Consider the following 19,589-nt stretch of genomic DNA (forward strand, 5'->3'; position numbering starts at 1 on the left):
GCAGGCAGGGGTCACTTGACGTCCTGTTTAAGACTCAGATCACCATGAGCTATTTTTAACAGGTCATTAAAAGATATTGTTTTTGTGAGGTCAAGCAGCACAACGTAAATAAGCACTCCGGATCCGATTGTTAGCACAAGGCCTGGTATGCCTCCCCCGGAAACAATCATTATGATATGGCAGAGAACTGCCATGACCACTGATGAAGCAACTATCTTGAGATCCTTTATAATTGACTCCCCTTCGATCCGGATCCGGAAAGCCCTGATTATATAGAGTAGCATTGAAAATGTAAGAACCGCGTGGGAAATTATCCTGGCTAATGCTGCCCCGTAAACTCCGTAAACAGGGACAAGAGTCCCGAGTAAAAAGAGGTTTAGAAGCATTGCTCCAAAGGTATAGTTCATAAACGTTTTCGCTTTGTTTGCTCCTATAAGATATGCGCCGTTTAAAACTGCCAGAGTCTTTGTAAGTATGAAAGGGGTTAGTGCCATCAGTATCAGGCCTGAATCCATAAACTCCGGGCCGTATACCTCTGTAACAAAGCTGCGTGCCACCACCAGCAGGCCGAAAATTACCGGCATCATAAAAAAGAAACCGTTTGTAAGGGTCTGGTTAAAAAGCCTGCTTAAATTTGCTCTGCTTTCTTTTTTACCGTAAAGGGAAGCCGCAATTGGCATAACTGCTGTTTCAATGGCTGCCACGGGGATTAACAGGTTATCGATTAAACCCACTGCAAGACTGTAATGTCCTACGTCAGTCGTTTCTCCGAAATATCCAAGGGCAAGGATGTCAAACCTTGTGTACATTATAAAGAATATCGTTGAGAGTAGAATTGGAGGGCTATATCTAATAATTTCTCCGGTAAGGTTTCTATGGGACCGGTTAATATTTCCCGGTTTAACAACCCCAAAATATACAACGATGGTCAGGATTATGGAAACCGCCAGGGTCGAGGCAGCATAACCGGCTATAATGCCAGCTACGTCCAGACCCATGTAAATGATTATAACCGTAAATATTAGCTTTAAACCAGCTTCCAGCACGTTTGCCAGGCAGATCTTCTTAAAGCACTCATACCCCTGAAGCACTGTCTGGTTGAATTCCAGGAAAATGATGGCTGCAAGCAGCAAAGCTCCTATTTTTATGACTGGTTCCAGGGTCTCTGTATGAAAGACCCCTGAAAAGACCGGAGCGCCTGCGTAAAGAATGATTAAGCCGGCTAAACCTGAAAGGGCCTTTATTGATAATATGCTCTTGTAAGCCCGCTGTATGGACTCCCGATCTTCTCCGAGGTACTGAGATATATGCTTTTGAACGGACCTGTTGATTCCGGCATCGCTTATGACTGAGGCAAATGCTATGATTGTCAGTGCCAGGGAAAGCTCTCCAAAAGCTTCCGCTCCAAGATACCTGGCCACGATTATCGAGAGCAGGAAAAGGGTAGCAGAGGATATTGTCCTTCCTATAAATGAATATCTTGTACCTGCAATATTTCTCTGTTCGATATCAGCTGTCATTATTATCCTGCTCTGCTTTCTTTTCGAACCTGTAAACTTTGATTGTATCGTCCGAACCTTCCGGAATAAAGGTCATATTTTCATAGACATATGAAAGAACATCAGGGTCCGTGAAATATGAGTCAAGTTTCTGGTCCCCGATCACCCACCCGTTTTTCCCTTCAATCTCCTTCCTGAACGCAGGATAGTCTTTGAGAATAAGTGCCCCTGTGTACCGGTCCCTCAACACCCCTTCGGCATCCTCGAAAGAATAATATTCGTTCTGCCTGAGCCAGTAATCGGTCTGCCCCAGGTAATACAAAGTGCATATGGGCATCGTGCTGAGCACTACATCTCCCTCATTTGCATTTTTTTGCACATATTCCGAAGCATACTGCCAGTGGGGATGGGGGTCTTCGAAAGGAATCGGCTGGTAATCATCACATGCAACCCTGTAGAGCCCTGCTCCCGTCCGTACCAGAAGGACCGTGATCATGAAAACCAGAAAATATTTTGCAGCCCTTTTGTGCCTGACAGTTTTAATGTATTCCCACGCTTCAAGAATTCCGTTTGAGGCGAGAGCGATAAACAGAGGAAACGCGAAGAACAGGTACCTTGAATTTTTTGCATCAAGGAAGAGTGTAAGCAGAATAAAAGGAACAAAAAAACCCAAAACAAGTAAAGCCCCCTGATTTTCTCTGTTCCCTGCTCCCAGTCCTGATACCAGAACGGAAAAAAAAGCAAATACTGAGAGTACCGTGAAATACCTGGCAAGTAGCAGAACATAGAAGCCTGTGCCAAATTGCATGCCTATAGGAGCAAAGGCAGGAACAAAAGGAATTTTTGGGAACACTGCAGGAATAAATATCAAAAGCACGGAAAACAGGAAAATAAACCGGATCAGATGATTTCCTTTTTCAAACAGTTTTTTTCCAGATATAAACTTCCCGGAAACCAAATAAATAAAGTAAGCAAGCCATGTAGCGATAAAGAGTTGATAAAACTGATGAATGTAAGAACTCAGGAACACAACAAGAACCGAAGCCACAAAAAAAAGTACCATTTTCTTTTTGTTATAAGTACTATTTGCAAGCTTTAAATCAACCTCTCTGAAAAAACCATATCCCAAAAGCAGGAACAAGACGTAAAAAAACTGCAAAAGGATATACATCCGGGCATTCAAAGCCCAGTGAAGCTGCCACGAAGAGAGAGACAATAGAATAACAGTTAGAAGTGCCGTATTCCGGTCGAAAGCGTTCTTTACCAGATAGTATGTGGCTACTATCGAAAAAACACCAATCACCAGAAAAGGCAACCTGCCCGTAAGCTCTGAGATCCCGAATAATTTGAAAGAAGCAGCAACAAGTAAAGTAGTGGGCAGGGAACGTCCGTAAGGAAGCCCTGATGGAAGCATCGGCTGACCGGTTTCAATCATACTTTCAGCCGCAAAGACATGGAACATTTCATCGACCCAGAAGTTGAGGGGGTGGACGAACCTGATCAAAGCAAGAATCAGGAAGATAGAAAGAGGAATGAGTATTAGGGGATCTCTCTTGTTTTTCATGGCTCGTGGTAATATTCGCCTATTACTTAAAATAATTTAGGGAAGAGTTTCTGTTTTCGTGAGTTAATTGACTGATTCACCAATCAAATTTAACGGCAACATGACAAAACTTCAGAGGATGTTTCACTCCCTATTATGTTGTAGTTTTTCTGATGATTTTCCTGATTTGAAATTCCTTCCATTCTTTTTAAGAATTTGAAATGCACTATAAACTTTTAAAATTAATTTTAAAATTGACCTTCAATGAGTATTGGCTGAAAAGAGAAGCCATAACTATCCAGATATCCTGAAAAAGCGCACATAAAACCAGAAGTATTAGAGGACTCCTTTTTTCGGCAAACTTTTGGTATATACTTATTATAGCCGGGTACAGGACATAAAACTGAAGAATCAGGGGTATATACCGCAGGTGCACGTAACTGTTTCCTGAAAAAAGGTTTATGAAAAATTCTTCAACTGAAGGAAATTTCAACTGCCCGTTGAACAAATACCGGGGAACAATGAGATAAATCGCAGAAAATATAACATATGGAGGTATAACTGCCCTGGCCCTATTTACAAAAAAAGTTTTCTTTGAAAAGTTGGTCCCATACTTCAAAGCCAGGACAAAACCCGATACAAATACGAATAAGGGAACAGCAAACCTTACAAATACCTAAAAGATCAGATATGTAATGACCAGAGCGTTAACCTCGGGAACATATCTAAAATAATCTAAAGTATGAATGGTGATTACTGCAAGTATGGCAAAGGCCCGAAGATAGTAAACTTCTATGATTATTTTGGTCTGTATTTACAGCTCCATTATAAAGAATAAATCAATGTAAAAGGACATGACAAATATAAATAGTTCGAAAGTATTATAGATAAAGGGCAACTTATAAGACTTCAGACCGGATCAATATTTTGTATTAGAGAAATCAATTGGAAACTGGTACTTTTACAGGTTAGAATGACACCTTTTTTATTATCTTAATTTAAGTTCTCAAATTAACTTTAACTTATAAACTGTTTGACAACCCATAATATCAGAATGAATTAATGGATTAATGGAAGATCTTTTAATTGATATAGAAGACTTTAAATAATCCTTATTATCATTTTTAGGAGGATTAGCATATAATTCAAAAAAGAGTTCACTTAAATTTTCAAGTGAAATATTTATCTCATACGTTGGGGTTTCAGTGTCTGACATGAAAATTGTTTTCATAATTTCAGCAATTACAGGTCTTCTAATATTTTATCTCTATAGAGACCGATTTTCAAGCCTCTATGATTTAGGAAATGATTATAAAAAAGAAAAATATGAAGAATCTATAAGATTAAAAGAGTTTGAGATAAAATATCCCAAAATCAAAAGGATTCCGCTACTTAATATTTTAGCAAAGTGGGCGTATAAAGAGGGACTTTTTTACAGCATTATATTAGTGTTTCTAGTAGTCATTGGATTCTGCTTACGGGTCTACAATCTGGATTATCTTAGTCCTTCAGTAGATGAATATTTCCATCTTGTTGGTGCAAAAAGATTGATGATTGAAGATACATTTAACTACTCGAGAGCTGCTTTTCTTACATATATAATTGGTATTTTATTCAAATATTATGGAGAACCGTCCTTATTTTTAGCAAGGTTGCCATCTGTAATAGCTGGAACCTTTTCAATAATTGCTATTTATATATTTGCTAAAAATATCAATAAGAATATAGGTTTAATCTCTTCCTACTTGCTAACCTTTTCGCCCATGGCAATAGGAATGTCAAGGTTTATAAGAGAATATCAAATATACTTTTTGTTCATTATTATATATTTAACGGGATTACTTTATTTGTCAAGAAATGTGGATTTATTCAAAGTTTTTAAAAAGCCATTGAAGCTTTTTGCCATAACATTATATTTAGTTCTTCCATTTGTATATTACATATACGTCGAAAAAGTTCATATGATTTTAGAATTATATGTAGCATCTGGTATTTTTTTGACATTTTCTTTTATTTTCTCAATTAATAAATCAGAACACAAAAAGTATGTCTTAGAAATCTTGCATAGTGGTAAAACACACATAATTTTTGGACTCTTTCTCTTTATAGCCATGCCGAGTGTTTATATTTTTGTAGACCGTTACAGTTGGTTATTAAGCTTGGCAGACAACAAACTTTATGGAGAATTGTTTTTTAGCGCTAACTTCCTTTCTCATGGCTCGTACCTACAATGGTTTTCAGGCATGAACGTACCTAACTCGGTTATAATATTACTTTTTATTTTACCGATTGCAACTTATTATAAAAACAAATATTTCCTTGCTTCCTTTTTTGTTTTTTCGATTATATATATTACATTCACATTTCTAATAGAACGTTATTATCAGCCAAGATATGTATTTTATGCGTTTCCTTTTTACATAATAATTTATGCCTGTTCAATACATACTTTAATAGCTACTAGAAGTATATTTAAAAAATTAAGCAGAAACTTAATAGTCTACAATTTTTTGATATTAATGGTTTTAATGTACATTTTCAGTCCAGTTAATGCATTTGCAGGACTGATAAATGAAAAAAACGGGCAAACTGACCCAAAAGCTGATATGACCCACAGAGATGTATCTGAATTAATGGATTTTTTGGAGAAAAATAATTTTAGTGAAAAAGATATCTTGATAACTTCAAATCCACTGATTTTTCAATATTATTATAGCTATACATATGTAGATGAATCCTCTGCTTCCAAATGGCCCTTAAAAAGATTCGACTATAAGAATAACAAATTCGTTTATGATTATGGCTCTATTTATCACTACTATTATGAGGCAGCACAACTATCAGATCCTCAAGCAGCCTACCTATATAAACCAATGGACAAGATCTTCAATCTAGATGAAAATGAAAGAATGAATCAAATAATCATGAAGTACGACAGCGGATGGATTGTTATTGATAAAGATCGAAACAGGTACTGGAATGATAAAGGCTTTCCTCTAAGTGATTATGTTATTAAAAACAAGGAAGTAAAGTACCTGGGATGTGTACCAGAATGGAACTATAAAATGTTAGAAAAATACCAAAGTATACCTGAAGTACGTAGAGGTTTTGATATATATAGATGGCAAAAAATGGATTCTCAAACCAATTATTGAGCCTCATTAGATAACATAGAACCAAGATACCATGATAAACAGTTTAATAAAAAACCTCAAGCAATCAAATAGTTTTCTTTCATTTACCTCTCTGAGCGCCTTAGCTCAAGGAATTGGTTTCATATTGCCTCTGATAATTGCAAAAATACTGTCACCAGAAGGCTTTGGTTCTTATTCTTTGAGTATGATGATCGTTTTTTTCTTTACAACTGCAATTGTTTCATCATCACAAACACCATTTATTGTATATTCAAACGAAGAATTAAAAAAAAATAATAAAATAAATAAAGCATTTACAGCTCAACTAATGATGTTTCTGTCTTCAATTTTGATATTCGCATTTTTGTTGCTTGCTTTTTCAAATCCCATAGCAAAGTTTGCTCAAATTTCATTCAATCAGTTAATATTATTGTACTTTGCATTTTTGGGTATAGGATCAAGAGAATTGTTTAAAAATTTGTTTCTAGCATTGGACAAAAAAATATTTAATGCTTTATATATTCTAATTGTTGGAATTATTAATATTATTTTCCTAGGAATATATCACCAACTGAATTTCTTAAACTTGAACTCTATATTTATTATTTACTTTCTATCACCTTTAATTTCGATAATTTTCCTTGCTCACAAAATAGAATTCAAGAAAATCTCCTCTTTTAGTTATGATAATGAAATATTTAAAAGAATGATTACATGGACTACTTGGCAGATTTTTGGTCTAACTGCCGTTTACTTGATTAACTGGGGAGACAACCTCATCTTAAGATACTTTGTTTCTCTAAGTGAAATCGGAATTTACAATCTAGGTTATCAAATATTCAAAGGATTGATTTCCTTAACTTTTATATTGAATTCATATTTTCTTCCATATATCACAAAAAACATAAATAATGAAAGAAAAATTCAAAATTATCTTTACGTAAAAAGACCAAAAATAATGTTAGCAGGGACTTTCGGAATTATTATTATATTCCTACTAATCCCTTACGTTTTTGGTTACATATACGGTGATATCTACAAAGAATCTGTAACTATTGTAAGAATATTACTTATAGGGGCCATAATCGCCTTGTATAACGTTTTTTACACACCTATTCTAAACTCTCTTAAAATGTATAAATTCTACCAAATATCAAACATAATCCATGTGCTCATAAATATTTTACTAAATATTATTTTTATACAAATAATTGGCATATATGGGGCTGCTGTAGCAACGGTAATTGCATATTTTTGTAAAACAGTTATGTTCGAACTATATATCTATAAAAAAGTACAGCACTATTCAATTTTTTCAAGGTTAAAAAAACAAATATGAAAATCTCCGAATTACAGGCACAAAAATGAAAGTACTCACGATACTTCCTCACTATATAATCTTTTTTTAACGATCCTAATCGGCATTACAGAGTAATACGTCATCTTAACATAGAATGAATAAAGAGCATAAAATATTGAATAAATATATTCATTGCTAAACAAATAGCGATTATATATACCATTAACCGAATTATCAACTTCCAATTCAAATTTTTTATTTGCTTTTATTGAAATTAAGTTATCCAAAACAATACCTGTTTTACTAATATTAAAAATTGGTATTATAGACATTCTATTTTTTTTTGATTGCGGCAAATAATATATTTTTTGTTTTATATGTAATTTAAGATTAGGGAATAAAAAATTACCTAAAGAATAAAAAATCCATTTATTTTTGTACATTTCATAACCTTGAATCACATGGGAATGATTACCAATAATTAAATCAACACCACAATCAACTAATTTTCTAGCAATTTTTCTTTGTTCTGGTAATGGATAATGTTTTTGCTCTAAGCCCCAATGCAATAATACGATTTTCGTATAATCGGTATAATCTTCGATCTGTTTTTTTAACAAATCCAAATTCAGTTCTTTTGGCCCAATAAAATTTTTTTCATCAAATAGTTTTGATTTAGTCGAATCACAACTTCTTGTTGCATAACTTAAAAATACAACATTTTGGTCTTTTAAAACAAAGACATTGTGATTTTCATTATTAAATCCTGCACCAAAATAGCTGATTTTTTCAGATTCTAAAATTTGTTGAGTGTACTTTGCACCAAAATTGCCATAATCATTAATATGATTATTAGACAAATTTATAAGAAAAGGATTTATTTTTATTAAATGATTTATTGCGGAATCATCTTGTCTTAAACAAATTTTTTTTTTGATTGGATCTTGAGTATAGCTTTTTGGTAAAAAAACTGATTCTAAATTTACAACACAATTTAGATTGAATAAATTATGGGCAACATTTTTAAAGGGATCATTTGTATACTTTTCAATATTGTGGAAGCTTAAATCTCCAGTAAAAGCTAATTTTGTACTCATTTTACCTCATTTATAGTATACAAATACTTACCACTTTTTGTTGGTTCGATGTCTTCAACAAATTCAAATTCAACTTTGCAATCTTGGCCCATAACGTATTTAATACTCTTTATTATATCTTCTTTGTAGCAATTAAATTGCACTTCATTTTTCAAAACTAACTTTATTAATACAAAGTCATAATCCTTCTGTATTACCTGAAATTTGGAAATATAATCTTTGTTATAAACAACTCCTATGAAATGTATAAAAAATTCACCCGGAATTACTCTCCCATCCTTCATTCTGAATACATCGGTTTGCCTACCAACTACTGTTTCGATTAAAGGCAAACCCCTCCCACAGGAACACTGTTCGTTTTTTGCTGGTATTGCCATATCTCCGATTTGGTATCTTATCAGCGGCATCACATAATTATTAAGTGTTGTAACATAGACTTTCCCAATTTTTCCAGCTTCGCAGGGTTCTAGATCATCATCCAATATCTCTACATATTGGTTGAAGATATTAAGGTGCAATCCCTCATCTTTATCGCAGGAACAAGCAACATCTCCAACTTCCCTAGTACCATACCGATTGAAAACTTTTGTTCCGAAAACTTCTTCAATTAATTTTTTATTATCCGAATAAAGAGTACTAGCCGAAGTTATGATACCATTTGGAGAAAAAACATTTAAGTCATTACTTTTTATAAATTTTGACAACTCATAAATTGATTGGGCATAAGCTTCAATAATTTTTGGTTGTTCTTGGTTGATGATTTCAACATATTTAGCCATGTCTGATTCTAGCATTTTAAATGAATTTAACATCTTGATATTGAGTAAATTTTCGTTAACCCAACCATTAATGCCATCATGCCCTTTAATTATATCTCTTTCAGAACCCCATAACCTTACCATTTTTTCTCCTTCAATTCTTCCTGCCCATTCATCAAGGAATAATTTAAACGCTTTTCCTTTTTCTCTGTGACTCATATCTTGGAGAAAAGTTACAGGTTCTCCCGTAGATCCACCGGAAGTGTTTTTGATGTAGCTCCCATCAAAAGTATCAGATTTAAGGACATCAAAGTTTTCACTCAATAAATTTTTAGTCATGGCCGGAAATTTTTTAATATCCTCAAAAATACTGTTCTTTGATATTTTTATGTTTTCTTTGCTTGCAAATTCTCTATAATAGGGAATAGTTTTTAATGAATAGTTCAAAATATTAAATAGAAGTTCTTTTTGTAATTCTCTACATTCAGGAATCGATTTATACTCATAATCCTTTATAATAGAAAGATGCTCATATCTCCCTTTCGATATAGCTTTCGTTATTGCCCTCGCTACTACAGAGTTCATAGTTTACTTACAACTCCAATAATATTTTCTCAAATTTCTCTGAAATTTTATTAATATCTCTTTCTCTTCTCACATATTCGATAGAACTTCTTGAATACTCAATCATTTTTTGGCAGTCGCCCTCTAATTCACAAAACACTGTATTAAGCTTCTCTTCATCACCATTCAAAAAAACACCGATTTTTTCACTCGTAATAACATTCTCAGGGTTAATGTGCACAGAAATTATAGGGGTTCCACAAGAGAAAGCTTCCAATGCTGTCATAGGTAATTCCCCTTCACTCAAAGAGGTGAGTATAAAAGTTTTTGAATTTTTAAAAAGATCTACTACTTCATTATTAGGAATCTTCTCCTCAAAACCGAGGTTTAGGATTTGAGAAGCTTTTTCTCTAATTTTTTCAAAATATAAAGGATCGCTGTATGAAGGAGAACAAACCATTAAGAAATTTTTATCTTTATTCTGATCAGCCAAATGCAAAAATAACTCTGGCCTTTTCCATTTTTCACATCTACCTACCCAAATAGCATCAATTTCTTTTTTATGGGCATAACTCTGTTCAGATAACTGTAATCCCTTCTTCAAGATTCGGATTTTTTTTGAAGGAATTTTCTTAAAAGATAATAGATTTTCTTTTTCTTCAGAACTCTGACAAATTATAACGCTTGAAAATCTCAGTCCAAAATCAGAAATAACTCTTGAAAACAAATCTTTACTTCGCTTGAATGAATCATCGGTTTGAGAATCATGAGAAATCATGAATATGAATTTTTTTCTGAGAAGTTTGCAAAACAAAGAAATTATCAATGTTCCTCTATTTAAACCACGTTGAATGTAAAAGTCTGAGTTTGATTTAAATAAGGAATTAATTAACTTAATAATTTGGGATGGTTGGCTGTCCAATGGTTTAAAATATTTTATAACTCTTATACCATTAAAAAATTCAACATTTTGTTGGCCAAAGTCACCTACAATATAATCTACATTGTTTTTTTGCTTCAATTCATTGGCAAGAAGGTATGTTTGAAGTTCAGCCCCTCCGTGAACAACTCTGGCATTTTTATTAAATAGAGGGTAAGCATAAGTTTGAATGAAACATATTTTTTTCATAGATTATTCCACTTCGCTAATAGTGTACATATACTTCCCATTTTTGTTAGGCTCAATATCATCTAAAATATTAAAATCAAATTTCACATTGTTGCCAAGCGCTTTTTTTAATTTTGCCTCAATTAACTTTTTTTCAAGGGACCATATGTTTTCATCGGTTGGTACAATCTTTATTAAGATATAATCTTTCTTTTTCTGAATAATCTGATATTTTTTTATGGATTCAAAAACCTGATGTTTTTTTGGATCCTTGAAATAGAGAAGTGACCCTATAGCAGCACTATCAAAGACACCATTTTCAGTTTTGATCATGCTATTACTTCTTCCTATGACGTTTTCAATCAATGGCAATCCTCTTCCACAAGAACATAGTTCTTTTTTTGATGGAGAAGCCATGTCTCCGATCCGATATCTTATAAGAGGCATAGCATAGTTGTTGAGCGCAGTGACATAGACTTCACCTATTTCTCCAGGTTTACACGGCTCTAAACTTTCGTTTAAAATCTCGATATAATGATCGAAAATATTCAAATGCAAACCCTCGTCCCTCTCACAAGAACAGGCTATATCTCCAACTTCTCTAGAACCATACCTATTGTATACTTTTGTTTTAAAGACATCCTGTATCGTCTCTTTAAATTCAGGATGAAGTGTACCAGTAGATGTGATGATTCCCCTTGGTGAATAAATTTTTAAATTATTGTTCAGAATGAATTTTGATAATTCATAAATTGATTGAACATAGGCCTCAAAAAGCACAGGCTTTTTTTGATTAATCAATTCTACATACTTTTCCATATCTTCTTCAGTCATCTTAAAAGAATTCAATAAAATTCTATTGAAAATCAAGTTTTTGATTTTGGCTTCAAAGCCAATAGACCCTTTAAGAAGATCTGTTTCAGATCCCCATAATTTAATTTCTTTATCCCCGAGATCTTTTCCTGTAAAAGTGGAAAAAAACCACTTGCCTGCCATTCCATGATCCCAGCTTACTTGATCTTGTATAAATATTGAAGGTTCTCCAGTACTACCACCAGATGTATTAAAATACCACTTTCTAGACTCCAAATCCCTACACTTAAAACGTTCAAAATTATCTCTGAGAATATCTTTTGTGAGTATGGGTATTCTGGAAAAATTGTTAAAATAAACTTTATTATTGACAACTACTTCAGATTCGGCTAATAAATTCCTATAATACGGAACATTTTCATAGCAATGTAGTAACAACTTTTCTATAAGTTTTTGTTGAATCTCTTTATTGCTTTCTAGTGATTGAAATTCCCTTTTTTTAAGTAATTTTAGAATTTGAGACACTTGACTCCCAGAGAATCTCAACAACAGTAAAGTTAAATGCTTGTTCAATAAAGTCATTTCAACCCCGTGAATAGATTATATAATTGTTCTGCGCTTTTCATTATATTATGATTTTCTACCGCATATTCATATGCATTTTTTGACATTTTATTATGTAAAGTTACATCCCCAATTAGTAAGTTTAATTTCTCATTCAGTTTGTCAAATTCATTATTGCAAAAATAACCACAACTATATTCATCAAGAAAATTATCTGGATTCACATTAAGGGATAATATAGGAGTACCGTTTTTTGTAGCTTGGATATAAGTGTTTGGAAACCCTTCGTTTAAGGATGTATTCACAAAAATGCTAGCATTTCTAAAATATATGTCAATTTCGTCAAACGGTACAAATTCAATAAATTCTAGGTTAAAAACATTACCTGCTTTTTGTTTGAGATGGTTATACCATTCATCGGTATCGTCAAACGCTTTTGGACATATCATCTTAAATTGAAATTTAGGATTACAACTAGCTAACTGAATAAAAATTTCAGGCTGCTTCCATTTTTTAGAACGACTAACCCAAAGTACATAATCAAGTTCACTTTTTTTAGAAGGAGTAAATTTGCTTAAAAAATAACCAGATTTAATAAGGAAAGAAGTTCTGTTTTTATTTTTGAGTAACAGTTCTTTTTGTGTGACGTTTTGGACGATGACGAGGTCCGAAAATTTGAAAACAGCATTGGCTAATAATCTTTTCAGAAACCCTATGTTTTTTTCATATAAGCCGTTTGTTTCGTTATCGTGGGCAACCATATAAATAAATTTTGCTCCACGAATTCTGCAGATTAAAGATAAGATTCCTGAAGCAGGATCAAGCGTCCTCTGTACAAAAATATTAGAATTCGAGAGTAATAAGGAATTTAAGAATTTCAGATTCTTTGATAATGCATTATCTTCAAAACGGAATGATTTGATTATTTTTATCTCATTAAACATTTCTATTTTTTTTCCACCATAATCTGCTACAATAAAACTGATGTCCAAATCCTCATGTTTAGAAAGAGCTTGAGCAAGTAAATATAACTGTACTTCTGCACCACCGAAAATTCCATTACAATTTTTGTTGAATAATGGATAAGCCTTTAAAGACACGATACATAGTTTCTTTTTTGACGTTGACATTACACAAACTTCCATTAGCCATTACACATTTTTAAGAGCTGATTTTAACACATCGTTATACAGATTTACATATTCAATAGTAATTATCTTCCAATCGAAATTATTTTCAGCTCTTACTCTAGCTTTGTGACCTAACTCAGACATTAGTTCATCGTCATTGATCAGACAGAGTAAAGCATCCCTAATTTCTTCAGGATCATTGGGTTTAACGAGTAAAGCTGTATCTCCTACAATTTCAGCACAACCTGTGTTTTTTGTTGTAATAATAGCACAACCTGAAGACATTGCTTCTTGTAATACCACAGGGCAATTTTCAGCGGAGGAAGGATGAACGAAAATAGATGAAGTTTTAAATAATTCGTTATAAGTCTGGGTTTGATTATCCACCCACCCCAAAAAGTTCACTTTATTGGATATCATCTTCGATTTATTTACTAAAGTGTCTTTATATGGTCCGTCCCCTACAATATTTATTTCACAATTAATATTAATATCTTTTATTGCTTCGAGAAAATGCTGAAACCCTTTAAATTCAAAAAGGCGACTTACAAGCAAAACTTTTTTATCTTTTTTAATAGGACCAAATGAATAAACATTGCACCCATTATTGATTACTTTGACATTGTTAAAAACCATATTTTGAAGAATTAAGTCTTTAAGATATGTGGAGGGAGCAATCAACAAATGCGCATCGTTTACTACTTTTTTCCAAATAGGGTTCACTAATTTGTGTTGAAATGAAAAACGATCAGGGTTATGTCCGGGGACATCAGTCCCATGTGACGTAATAACATATGGCAACTTATTCTTCAATAAATAGGCTACGATGCCCGTAGGTAGGATAAAATGAGTATGATTAATGTCATAATGATTCAACTTATTCAGTTTATCCACAAATGGGACAGCTGAAATACAATATGAAAGCATCTCGTGTGTCTTGCACATTTCTTTTTTTTTCCTTATGCACGGAACTCTATATATAGTAACTCCATTAATAATTTCCATTTTTTTTAAACCCTTAAATCCCATGGTTACAACGTCAACAGAATGACCCAAAGCGACTAACTCTTCTGAAAGTGCTTTTGTTACAACACCCCCTCCCCCTCCAAGAGGTGGATACTCATAATTCAGCATCAGTATCTTCATTTTACCACTTCCCTTCCTATACCAACTACTCAATAATCTTTTACAATAGCACTTAAATCAAGTAGTTTTTCCTTCCATTCTGACCATAATAGATCTTAAGCAGAATATCTGCAAGGACACCGGTTGCAAGGAACTGAACCCCGACAATGATCAAAAGAATTCCAACAAGGAAAAGGGGCCTGTTACTTAATCCCTGACCATAAACAAGCCTCATAATTCCAAGGTACATGGATATCACAAAACCCGTAAATCCAAAAACCAGACCTGCGCCGCCAAATACATGCATTGGTCTGACAGAATACCTTTCCCAGAAGGTAACTACGAGCAGGTCTAGAAAACCCCTGACCAGCCGTTCCCAGTTGTATTTGGTTGTACCATACTGTCTTTCCCTGTGGTTGCTCTTGATTTCGCCTATTTTGTATCCTTTCCAGCCGAGCATCGCAGGGATATAGCGGTGAAGTTCCCCGTAAAGTTCCAGATCTTTTACGCATTCTCTTTTGTAGATGCGGAGGGTACAGCCGGAGTCGTGGATCTTTTCACTGGTCAGTTTTTTCCGGAGGCAGTTGGCGAATTTAGAATGTATTTTTTTTGAAAAAGTATCTTTTCGGGAATAACGCCAGCCGCAGACCACATCAAAGTCTTCTGAACCCATTTTTTGGAGGAGGGCAGGGATGTCATGGGGGTCGTTCTGGAGGTCCGCATCCAGGGTTATGATGTACCTGCCTTCGGCATGGTCGAAGCCGGCTCTCAGGGCAGCGCTCTGTCCAAAATTTTTCCTTAATTTCAGGACTCTTAATAGGCTGTCGTTTTTGCTTAATTCATTAAGCTTTTCAAAAGTTGAATCTGTCGAGCCGTCGTCTACAAATATGATTTCATAACTTTTGCCAAGAGGGTCAAGGGCTTCCTTTATTTCCCGGTAGCAGGGAACTACACTTTCCTCTTCATTATAAGCGGGAATTACGACTGAGAGTTCGACATCCATTTTGCATACCTCTCAAGGCCCTCTTCAACTGTTATTTCAGGTTTCCAGGCAAGTTCTTTAAGGGCTTTTTCCGAACTTGCAAGAGTGTGCTCGGCGTCTCCTTTTACCGAGTCTGAATAAACAATCTCCGACTTGCTCCCATTGATCTCGATGATCTTCCGGGCAAGGTCATTGATGCTGATTGAGTTTCCGGCGCCGATGTTATAGACCCCACTTCCTTTTTCCATGCAGACCAGGTTTGCCCTTACTATATCATCTACGTAGGTAAAGTCCCTTGTTTTCTTCCCGTCTCCGAAAATGGTAATGGGTTCATTTTTCAAGGCAGCTTTCGTAAAGATGTTGATCGCGAGGTCCGGCCTCATCCTTGGGCCGTAGACCGTAAAATAGCGTAAGGACACGCTTTTCAATCCGTAGAGTTCTTCGAAGACCCTGCAGTAGTGTTCTGCGAGGAGCTTGGAAACGCCGTAAGGGGAAACGGGCTGGTTAGGATGATCCTCGTCAAAGGGGAGATATTCTACTCTACCATAAACAGAAGAAGAAGAAGCATTTATAACTTTTCGGACGTCCGAATCAAGCACGGATTCGAGTAGATTTAATGTGCCCGTAGCATTAATTTCGTGAGGTTTCATGGGATCCTCAACAGAGATCCTGACCCCGGCCTGGGCAGCTTCGTGAAAAACATATTCGACCCCATCAAGAGTCCGGTTTAAAAGGGCCTTATCCCGGATATCGCCTTCAACGAGTTTGAAACGGGCATTTTTCATGAAAGGCTCTATATTTTTCCCCTTTAACTGTGGAGAGTAATACGCATCAAAGTTGTCAAGACAGACAACCTCATGTCCGAGATTCAGTAAGTTCTCGATAATATGAGAGCCTATAAATCCCGCTCCACCTGTTACCAAGCATTTTGTCATTTTCATAATTTTCAACATTTCATTAAGTTCAAGGTTTATAACTATTTTGAAAAGAATGTCTAAATACACTGCACACATCAAAGTATATATAATCATATTCTCTGAAACTTTCCGATACAGCTCCTAACAGATTCAAAAATTTATTATTATAGCGAATTATTTACATACATGATCATATATCAACCTGAATAAAAAGATATGGATTAATGTGTCGTCAAGAACATCTTTAAAACAACGGAAAATTTTTTATATATACGAAATAACAACACCACACTCAAAAATCACTTTACTTGTTAAAATTCCACTGAAAACCCGGCAAAAATAGTACAAATACGAAAGAGAATACAAATTCAACAGAGTTGGTCATTACGAATAAAATCATGAGGTCTCCAGAGTCGAAGCAATCCGCTCACAATTCCAAACTCGGAATAATCTCCTTAATTGCGATTATCTCAGCCGCTTTCCTCATGCGGATGCTCTCCTACACCGCGGTCACCGCTAACGGCCGCATCATTCCTGTAGGCTTTGATGCGTTTTACCACATGCGGCGCATCCTTTATACTGCCTCTAACTTCCCTGAGTACATCCGCTTTGACTCTTACCTCAACTATCCTTCCGGCTTTGAGATCGGCTGGCCGCCTCTCTATGACCTGTTGGGGGCAGGCCTTGCCCTGGTTCTGGGGGCAGGGAATCCCGATACCCACACGATAGAACTGGCAGGGGCTCTTTTACCGGTGCTGCTGGGAACCCTAACGGTTATTCCTGTCTATGCGGCGGCATCGGTTCTGTTTAACAGGAAGATAGGGGTTTTCAGTGCTGCTGTTTTTGCCGTTATCCCGGTGCATGTGTATACTTCCCAGTTCGGGATGGTTGACCACCACGTGGCAGAGGTGATCCTCTCAACGGCGGCTTTTGCTTTTTTCATACTTGCCTTGAAATCTGCCAGAGATGCAGGACTTTCTTTTACAAGTCTCAAAAACCTGCCATCGGAGAGAAAAATTGCATTGCCCGTAGTTTTTTCAGTCTGTAGCGGAGCCTGTTTTGCCCTCCTTGTGTATACCTGGATCGGGGCACCCATGTTCATAGGGTTCATTGGCCTTTACTTTTTTTTGCAGTCCGTGCTTGACCTGAAAGCAGGCAGAAGGTCCGATTACCTGGTAATATGTTCCGCCTCAAACCTTCTTACGGTGCTCCTGCTCTCAGCCCCTCTTTGCATAGGAGTCGCGCGGCCCGGACTTGAGTTGAGTGCGATGTTCCTTTCCTGGTTCCAGGTCTGCTATGTCCTTGCCCTGCTCGCGGGAGTCCTGCTTCTCGGAGCTTTTTCCGCATATATATCCAGCAGGAAACTGGACTGGTGGTACTATCCGGCCATTATTTTGTTTGCCTTTGGTGCAGGGCTTTTTATCCTCCGTAGCTTTTCAGGTGAGTCCTACGGCTTTGTAATCGAAGGGCTAAAGTACTTCTCGGGAAAAGGAGGAATCCTGAGTTCCATTTCCGAGGCAGGCCCCTTATTTTTTACCACTAATGGGAAGTTCACCCTCGCAGCGGTGATAGGAAACTTCGGGCTCGGCTTTCCGGTTGCACTTGCAGCTATTTTCCTGCTTGGCCTGGAGTGGAGAGGAGAAAAATTCCTGCCCGAAAGGGTATTTTTCCTGTTCTGGACCGGGTTTGCAGCATACCTTGCCATTTCCCAGAGGCGTTTTTCCTATCTGTTCTCCGTGAACGTTGCCATCCTTACCGCATATCTTTTGATGATACTGTTTGAATCCCTGGATGTTGAAAATGAAGTAAAAAAACTCTTCAGGACAGGGATAAAGACCGAAAACCTGCCTGAACCGAATCCGGAAACCGGGAAAAAATCGAAGGCAAGAACAAAGGCAAAAGGGAAGGCAAAAGAGAACTCTAAGGCAGAAACGAAAAAAAAGGCAAAAGCAGCAAGGAAATCAAAATCCCGGCTTGCAGCCTCAAAACCGGATTATTTCAAACTTGTCTCTGCTCTGGTCCTTATCGGGATCATATTTGTGCCCTGCATAGGAATAGTTGCCGGGTTTTCAAAGCAAGCTGTCCTGATTGACGAGAACTGGCAGGACTCCTTGCAGTGGCTCGAAACTTCCACGCCATCCACTTCTCATTACACGGAACCTTCCGAAACCCCTGAATATGGGGTCCTCAGCTGGTGGGACTACGGGAACTGGATCGTATACCTGGGCAAAAGACCTGCAGTCTCCAACAATTTCCAGACAGGGGTGGAGGACTCTGCTCTCTTTTTCACTTCCGGGTCAGAAGAGCAGGCAAATTCAGTTCTGGACAGACGAAATGTAAAATACGTAATTACGGATTCAAAAATGATAGAGGGGAAATTCAGGTACATAGCCGAACTTGCAGGAAAAAATATTGAGGATTATTACGAGATCATGAAGGTAAAAAGTGGAACCGGATACCAGACAACTGCCACTGTAAAAGAAGAACTTAAAGCCACGGAACTGTACAAACTACACCAGCTTGACGGGGCATCCCTCGGAAACCTCCGGCTTGTTCACGAAAGTGTGAGAGGCACAGCTGGTGGGAATAAAGCCGGAGATGGAAACACAGTAAAAGTATTCGAGTACGTGCCGGGAGCAAAGCTTTCAGGCACTTTTGCCCCTAACCAGACCGTAAAAGCAGAACTCGAACTCAGTTCAAACACCGGCAGGAGCTTCCTCTACTACAACACTGCAACTGCAGACGAAAACGGCTTCTTTGAAATTGCCGTGCCTTACCCCACCGAAAACACCGGAAACGGAAACGAAGCAGGGGACGGAAATGAAGACGCAGCAGGAGAAGGAGGGGTGAAAGCAGTAACTACCTCAGGTTATACCCTGACCGCGGGGGAAAATTCCACCATAACAGGAATCCAGGTCCTGGAAAGTGATGTGCTCAACGGCAATAGAATAAAAATTGAGTTTTTCTGAAGAGTTCTGAAAAAAATCCGGAACTCTCGGGAAACTCTCGGGAGGATCCGGAACCATCAAGAGGATCCGGAACCTCCTAAATGCTC

At 36.4% G+C, this 19,589-nt stretch carries 14 protein-coding genes and 1 pseudogene; 4 read left to right on the forward strand and 11 right to left on the reverse strand.

Going from position 1 to position 19,589, the window contains the following annotated elements:
* Positions 1 to 11: 11 nt before the first annotated feature.
* Together MSMTP_RS04610 and MSMTP_RS19895 are read right to left on the reverse strand one after the other, a co-directional pair.
* Complete coding sequence (locus MSMTP_RS04610) at positions 12 to 1,520, reverse strand: flippase (RefSeq protein ID WP_048178026.1); 1,509 nt, start codon at positions 1,518 to 1,520, stop codon at positions 12 to 14.
* Positions 1,510 to 1,995 carry a hypothetical protein gene (locus MSMTP_RS19895; RefSeq protein WP_231582919.1) on the reverse strand — a complete coding sequence of 162 codons (486 nt, stop codon included), beginning with the start codon at positions 1,993 to 1,995 and terminating at the stop codon, positions 1,510 to 1,512. The genes MSMTP_RS04610 and MSMTP_RS19895 overlap by 11 nt, the downstream gene beginning before the upstream one ends.
* Here MSMTP_RS19895 and MSMTP_RS19900 point away from each other — a divergent pair.
* Positions 1,994 to 2,191, forward strand: coding sequence for a hypothetical protein (locus tag MSMTP_RS19900; protein WP_231582920.1), 198 nt, complete (start codon positions 1,994 to 1,996; stop codon positions 2,189 to 2,191). The genes MSMTP_RS19895 and MSMTP_RS19900 overlap by 2 nt on opposite strands.
* Positions 2,192 to 3,268: 1,077 nt before the next feature.
* Here MSMTP_RS19900 and MSMTP_RS20330 read toward each other — a convergent pair.
* A pseudogene (locus MSMTP_RS20330) lies at positions 3,269 to 3,703 on the reverse strand (acyltransferase family protein); the annotation flags it as partial.
* A 544-nt stretch (positions 3,704 to 4,247) separates the two neighbouring features.
* Between MSMTP_RS20330 and MSMTP_RS04625 the strand changes: the two are divergent.
* Complete coding sequence (locus MSMTP_RS04625) at positions 4,248 to 6,197, forward strand: hypothetical protein (RefSeq protein WP_156153678.1); 1,950 nt, start codon at positions 4,248 to 4,250, stop codon at positions 6,195 to 6,197.
* 31 nt (positions 6,198 to 6,228) lie between these two features.
* Positions 6,229 to 7,515 carry an oligosaccharide flippase family protein gene (locus MSMTP_RS04630; RefSeq protein WP_048178030.1) on the forward strand — a complete coding sequence of 429 codons (1,287 nt, stop codon included), beginning with the start codon at positions 6,229 to 6,231 and terminating at the stop codon, positions 7,513 to 7,515.
* Between the two features lie 35 nt (positions 7,516 to 7,550).
* On the opposite strand, the gene MSMTP_RS17830 is transcribed toward MSMTP_RS04630, so the two are convergent.
* The 8 genes from MSMTP_RS17830 to MSMTP_RS04670 are packed head-to-tail and all read right to left on the reverse strand — an operon-like array spanning position 7,551 to position 16,552.
* Positions 7,551 to 8,573 (reverse strand): CapA family protein, encoded by a 1,023-nt coding sequence (locus tag MSMTP_RS17830; protein ID WP_052718272.1) that lies wholly within the window; start codon positions 8,571 to 8,573, stop codon positions 7,551 to 7,553.
* Positions 8,570 to 9,916 (reverse strand): phenylacetate--CoA ligase family protein, encoded by a 1,347-nt coding sequence (locus MSMTP_RS04640; protein ID WP_052718273.1) that lies wholly within the window; start codon positions 9,914 to 9,916, stop codon positions 8,570 to 8,572. Before MSMTP_RS04640 ends, MSMTP_RS17830 begins: the two co-directional genes overlap by 4 nt.
* Positions 9,917 to 9,923: 7 nt before the next feature.
* On the reverse strand, positions 9,924 to 11,024 hold the full coding sequence (locus MSMTP_RS04645; RefSeq protein ID WP_048178031.1) for a glycosyltransferase family 4 protein: 1,101 nt from the start codon (positions 11,022 to 11,024) through the stop codon (positions 9,924 to 9,926).
* A 3-nt stretch (positions 11,025 to 11,027) separates the two neighbouring features.
* Positions 11,028 to 12,341, reverse strand: a complete 1,314-nt coding sequence (locus MSMTP_RS04650; RefSeq protein ID WP_156153679.1) for a phenylacetate--CoA ligase family protein — start codon at positions 12,339 to 12,341, stop codon at positions 11,028 to 11,030.
* A gap of 53 nt (positions 12,342 to 12,394) precedes the next feature.
* Positions 12,395 to 13,510: a glycosyltransferase family 4 protein gene (locus MSMTP_RS04655; protein WP_048178033.1), complete on the reverse strand. Its 1,116-nt coding sequence runs from the start codon at positions 13,508 to 13,510 to the stop codon at positions 12,395 to 12,397.
* 21 nt (positions 13,511 to 13,531) lie between these two features.
* Positions 13,532 to 14,656 (reverse strand): glycosyltransferase family 4 protein, encoded by a 1,125-nt coding sequence (locus MSMTP_RS04660; RefSeq protein ID WP_048178034.1) that lies wholly within the window; start codon positions 14,654 to 14,656, stop codon positions 13,532 to 13,534.
* 52 nt (positions 14,657 to 14,708) lie between these two features.
* Entirely contained in the window at positions 14,709 to 15,638 is a 930-nt protein-coding gene (locus tag MSMTP_RS04665) for a glycosyltransferase family 2 protein (RefSeq protein WP_048178035.1), read from the reverse strand.
* Positions 15,614 to 16,552, reverse strand: a complete 939-nt coding sequence (locus MSMTP_RS04670; RefSeq protein ID WP_048182717.1) for an SDR family oxidoreductase — start codon at positions 16,550 to 16,552, stop codon at positions 15,614 to 15,616. The genes MSMTP_RS04665 and MSMTP_RS04670 overlap by 25 nt, the downstream gene beginning before the upstream one ends.
* Positions 16,553 to 16,932: 380 nt before the next feature.
* Here MSMTP_RS04670 and MSMTP_RS04675 point away from each other — a divergent pair, with 380 nt between their 5' ends.
* A complete protein-coding gene (locus MSMTP_RS04675) occupies positions 16,933 to 19,503 on the forward strand; it encodes an oligosaccharyl transferase, archaeosortase A system-associated (RefSeq protein ID WP_048178036.1) in 2,571 nt (856 codons plus the stop codon).
* Positions 19,504 to 19,589: the final 86 nt, after the last annotated feature.

This window comes from Methanosarcina sp. MTP4 (assembly GCF_000970045.1).
Taxonomy (GTDB): Archaea; Halobacteriota; Methanosarcinia; order Methanosarcinales; family Methanosarcinaceae; genus MTP4.

What these genes read in the sequence shown, in the direction of transcription:
- MSMTP_RS04665 (WP_048178035.1), bottom strand. Translation starts at nt 15,638, where the DNA reads ATGGATGTCGAACTCTCAGTCGTAATTCCCGCTTATAATGAAGAGGAA.
- MSMTP_RS04675 (WP_048178036.1), top strand. Translation starts at nt 16,933, where the DNA reads ATGAGGTCTCCAGAGTCGAAGCAATCCGCTCACAATTCCAAACTCGGA.
- MSMTP_RS17830 (WP_052718272.1), bottom strand. Translation starts at nt 8,573, where the DNA reads ATGAGTACAAAATTAGCTTTTACTGGAGATTTAAGCTTCCACAATATT.
- MSMTP_RS04670 (WP_048182717.1), bottom strand. Translation starts at nt 16,552, where the DNA reads ATGACAAAATGCTTGGTAACAGGTGGAGCGGGATTTATAGGCTCTCAT.
- MSMTP_RS19900 (WP_231582920.1), top strand. Translation starts at nt 1,994, where the DNA reads ATGAAAACCAGAAAATATTTTGCAGCCCTTTTGTGCCTGACAGTTTTA.
- MSMTP_RS04660 (WP_048178034.1), bottom strand. Translation starts at nt 14,656, where the DNA reads ATGAAGATACTGATGCTGAATTATGAGTATCCACCTCTTGGAGGGGGA.
- MSMTP_RS04645 (WP_048178031.1), bottom strand. Translation starts at nt 11,024, where the DNA reads ATGAAAAAAATATGTTTCATTCAAACTTATGCTTACCCTCTATTTAAT.
- MSMTP_RS04640 (WP_052718273.1), bottom strand. Translation starts at nt 9,916, where the DNA reads ATGAACTCTGTAGTAGCGAGGGCAATAACGAAAGCTATATCGAAAGGG.
- MSMTP_RS04610 (WP_048178026.1), bottom strand. Translation starts at nt 1,520, where the DNA reads ATGACAGCTGATATCGAACAGAGAAATATTGCAGGTACAAGATATTCA.
- MSMTP_RS19895 (WP_231582919.1), bottom strand. Translation starts at nt 1,995, where the DNA reads ATGATCACGGTCCTTCTGGTACGGACGGGAGCAGGGCTCTACAGGGTT.
- MSMTP_RS04655 (WP_048178033.1), bottom strand. Translation starts at nt 13,510, where the DNA reads ATGTCAACGTCAAAAAAGAAACTATGTATCGTGTCTTTAAAGGCTTAT.
- MSMTP_RS04630 (WP_048178030.1), top strand. Translation starts at nt 6,229, where the DNA reads ATGATAAACAGTTTAATAAAAAACCTCAAGCAATCAAATAGTTTTCTT.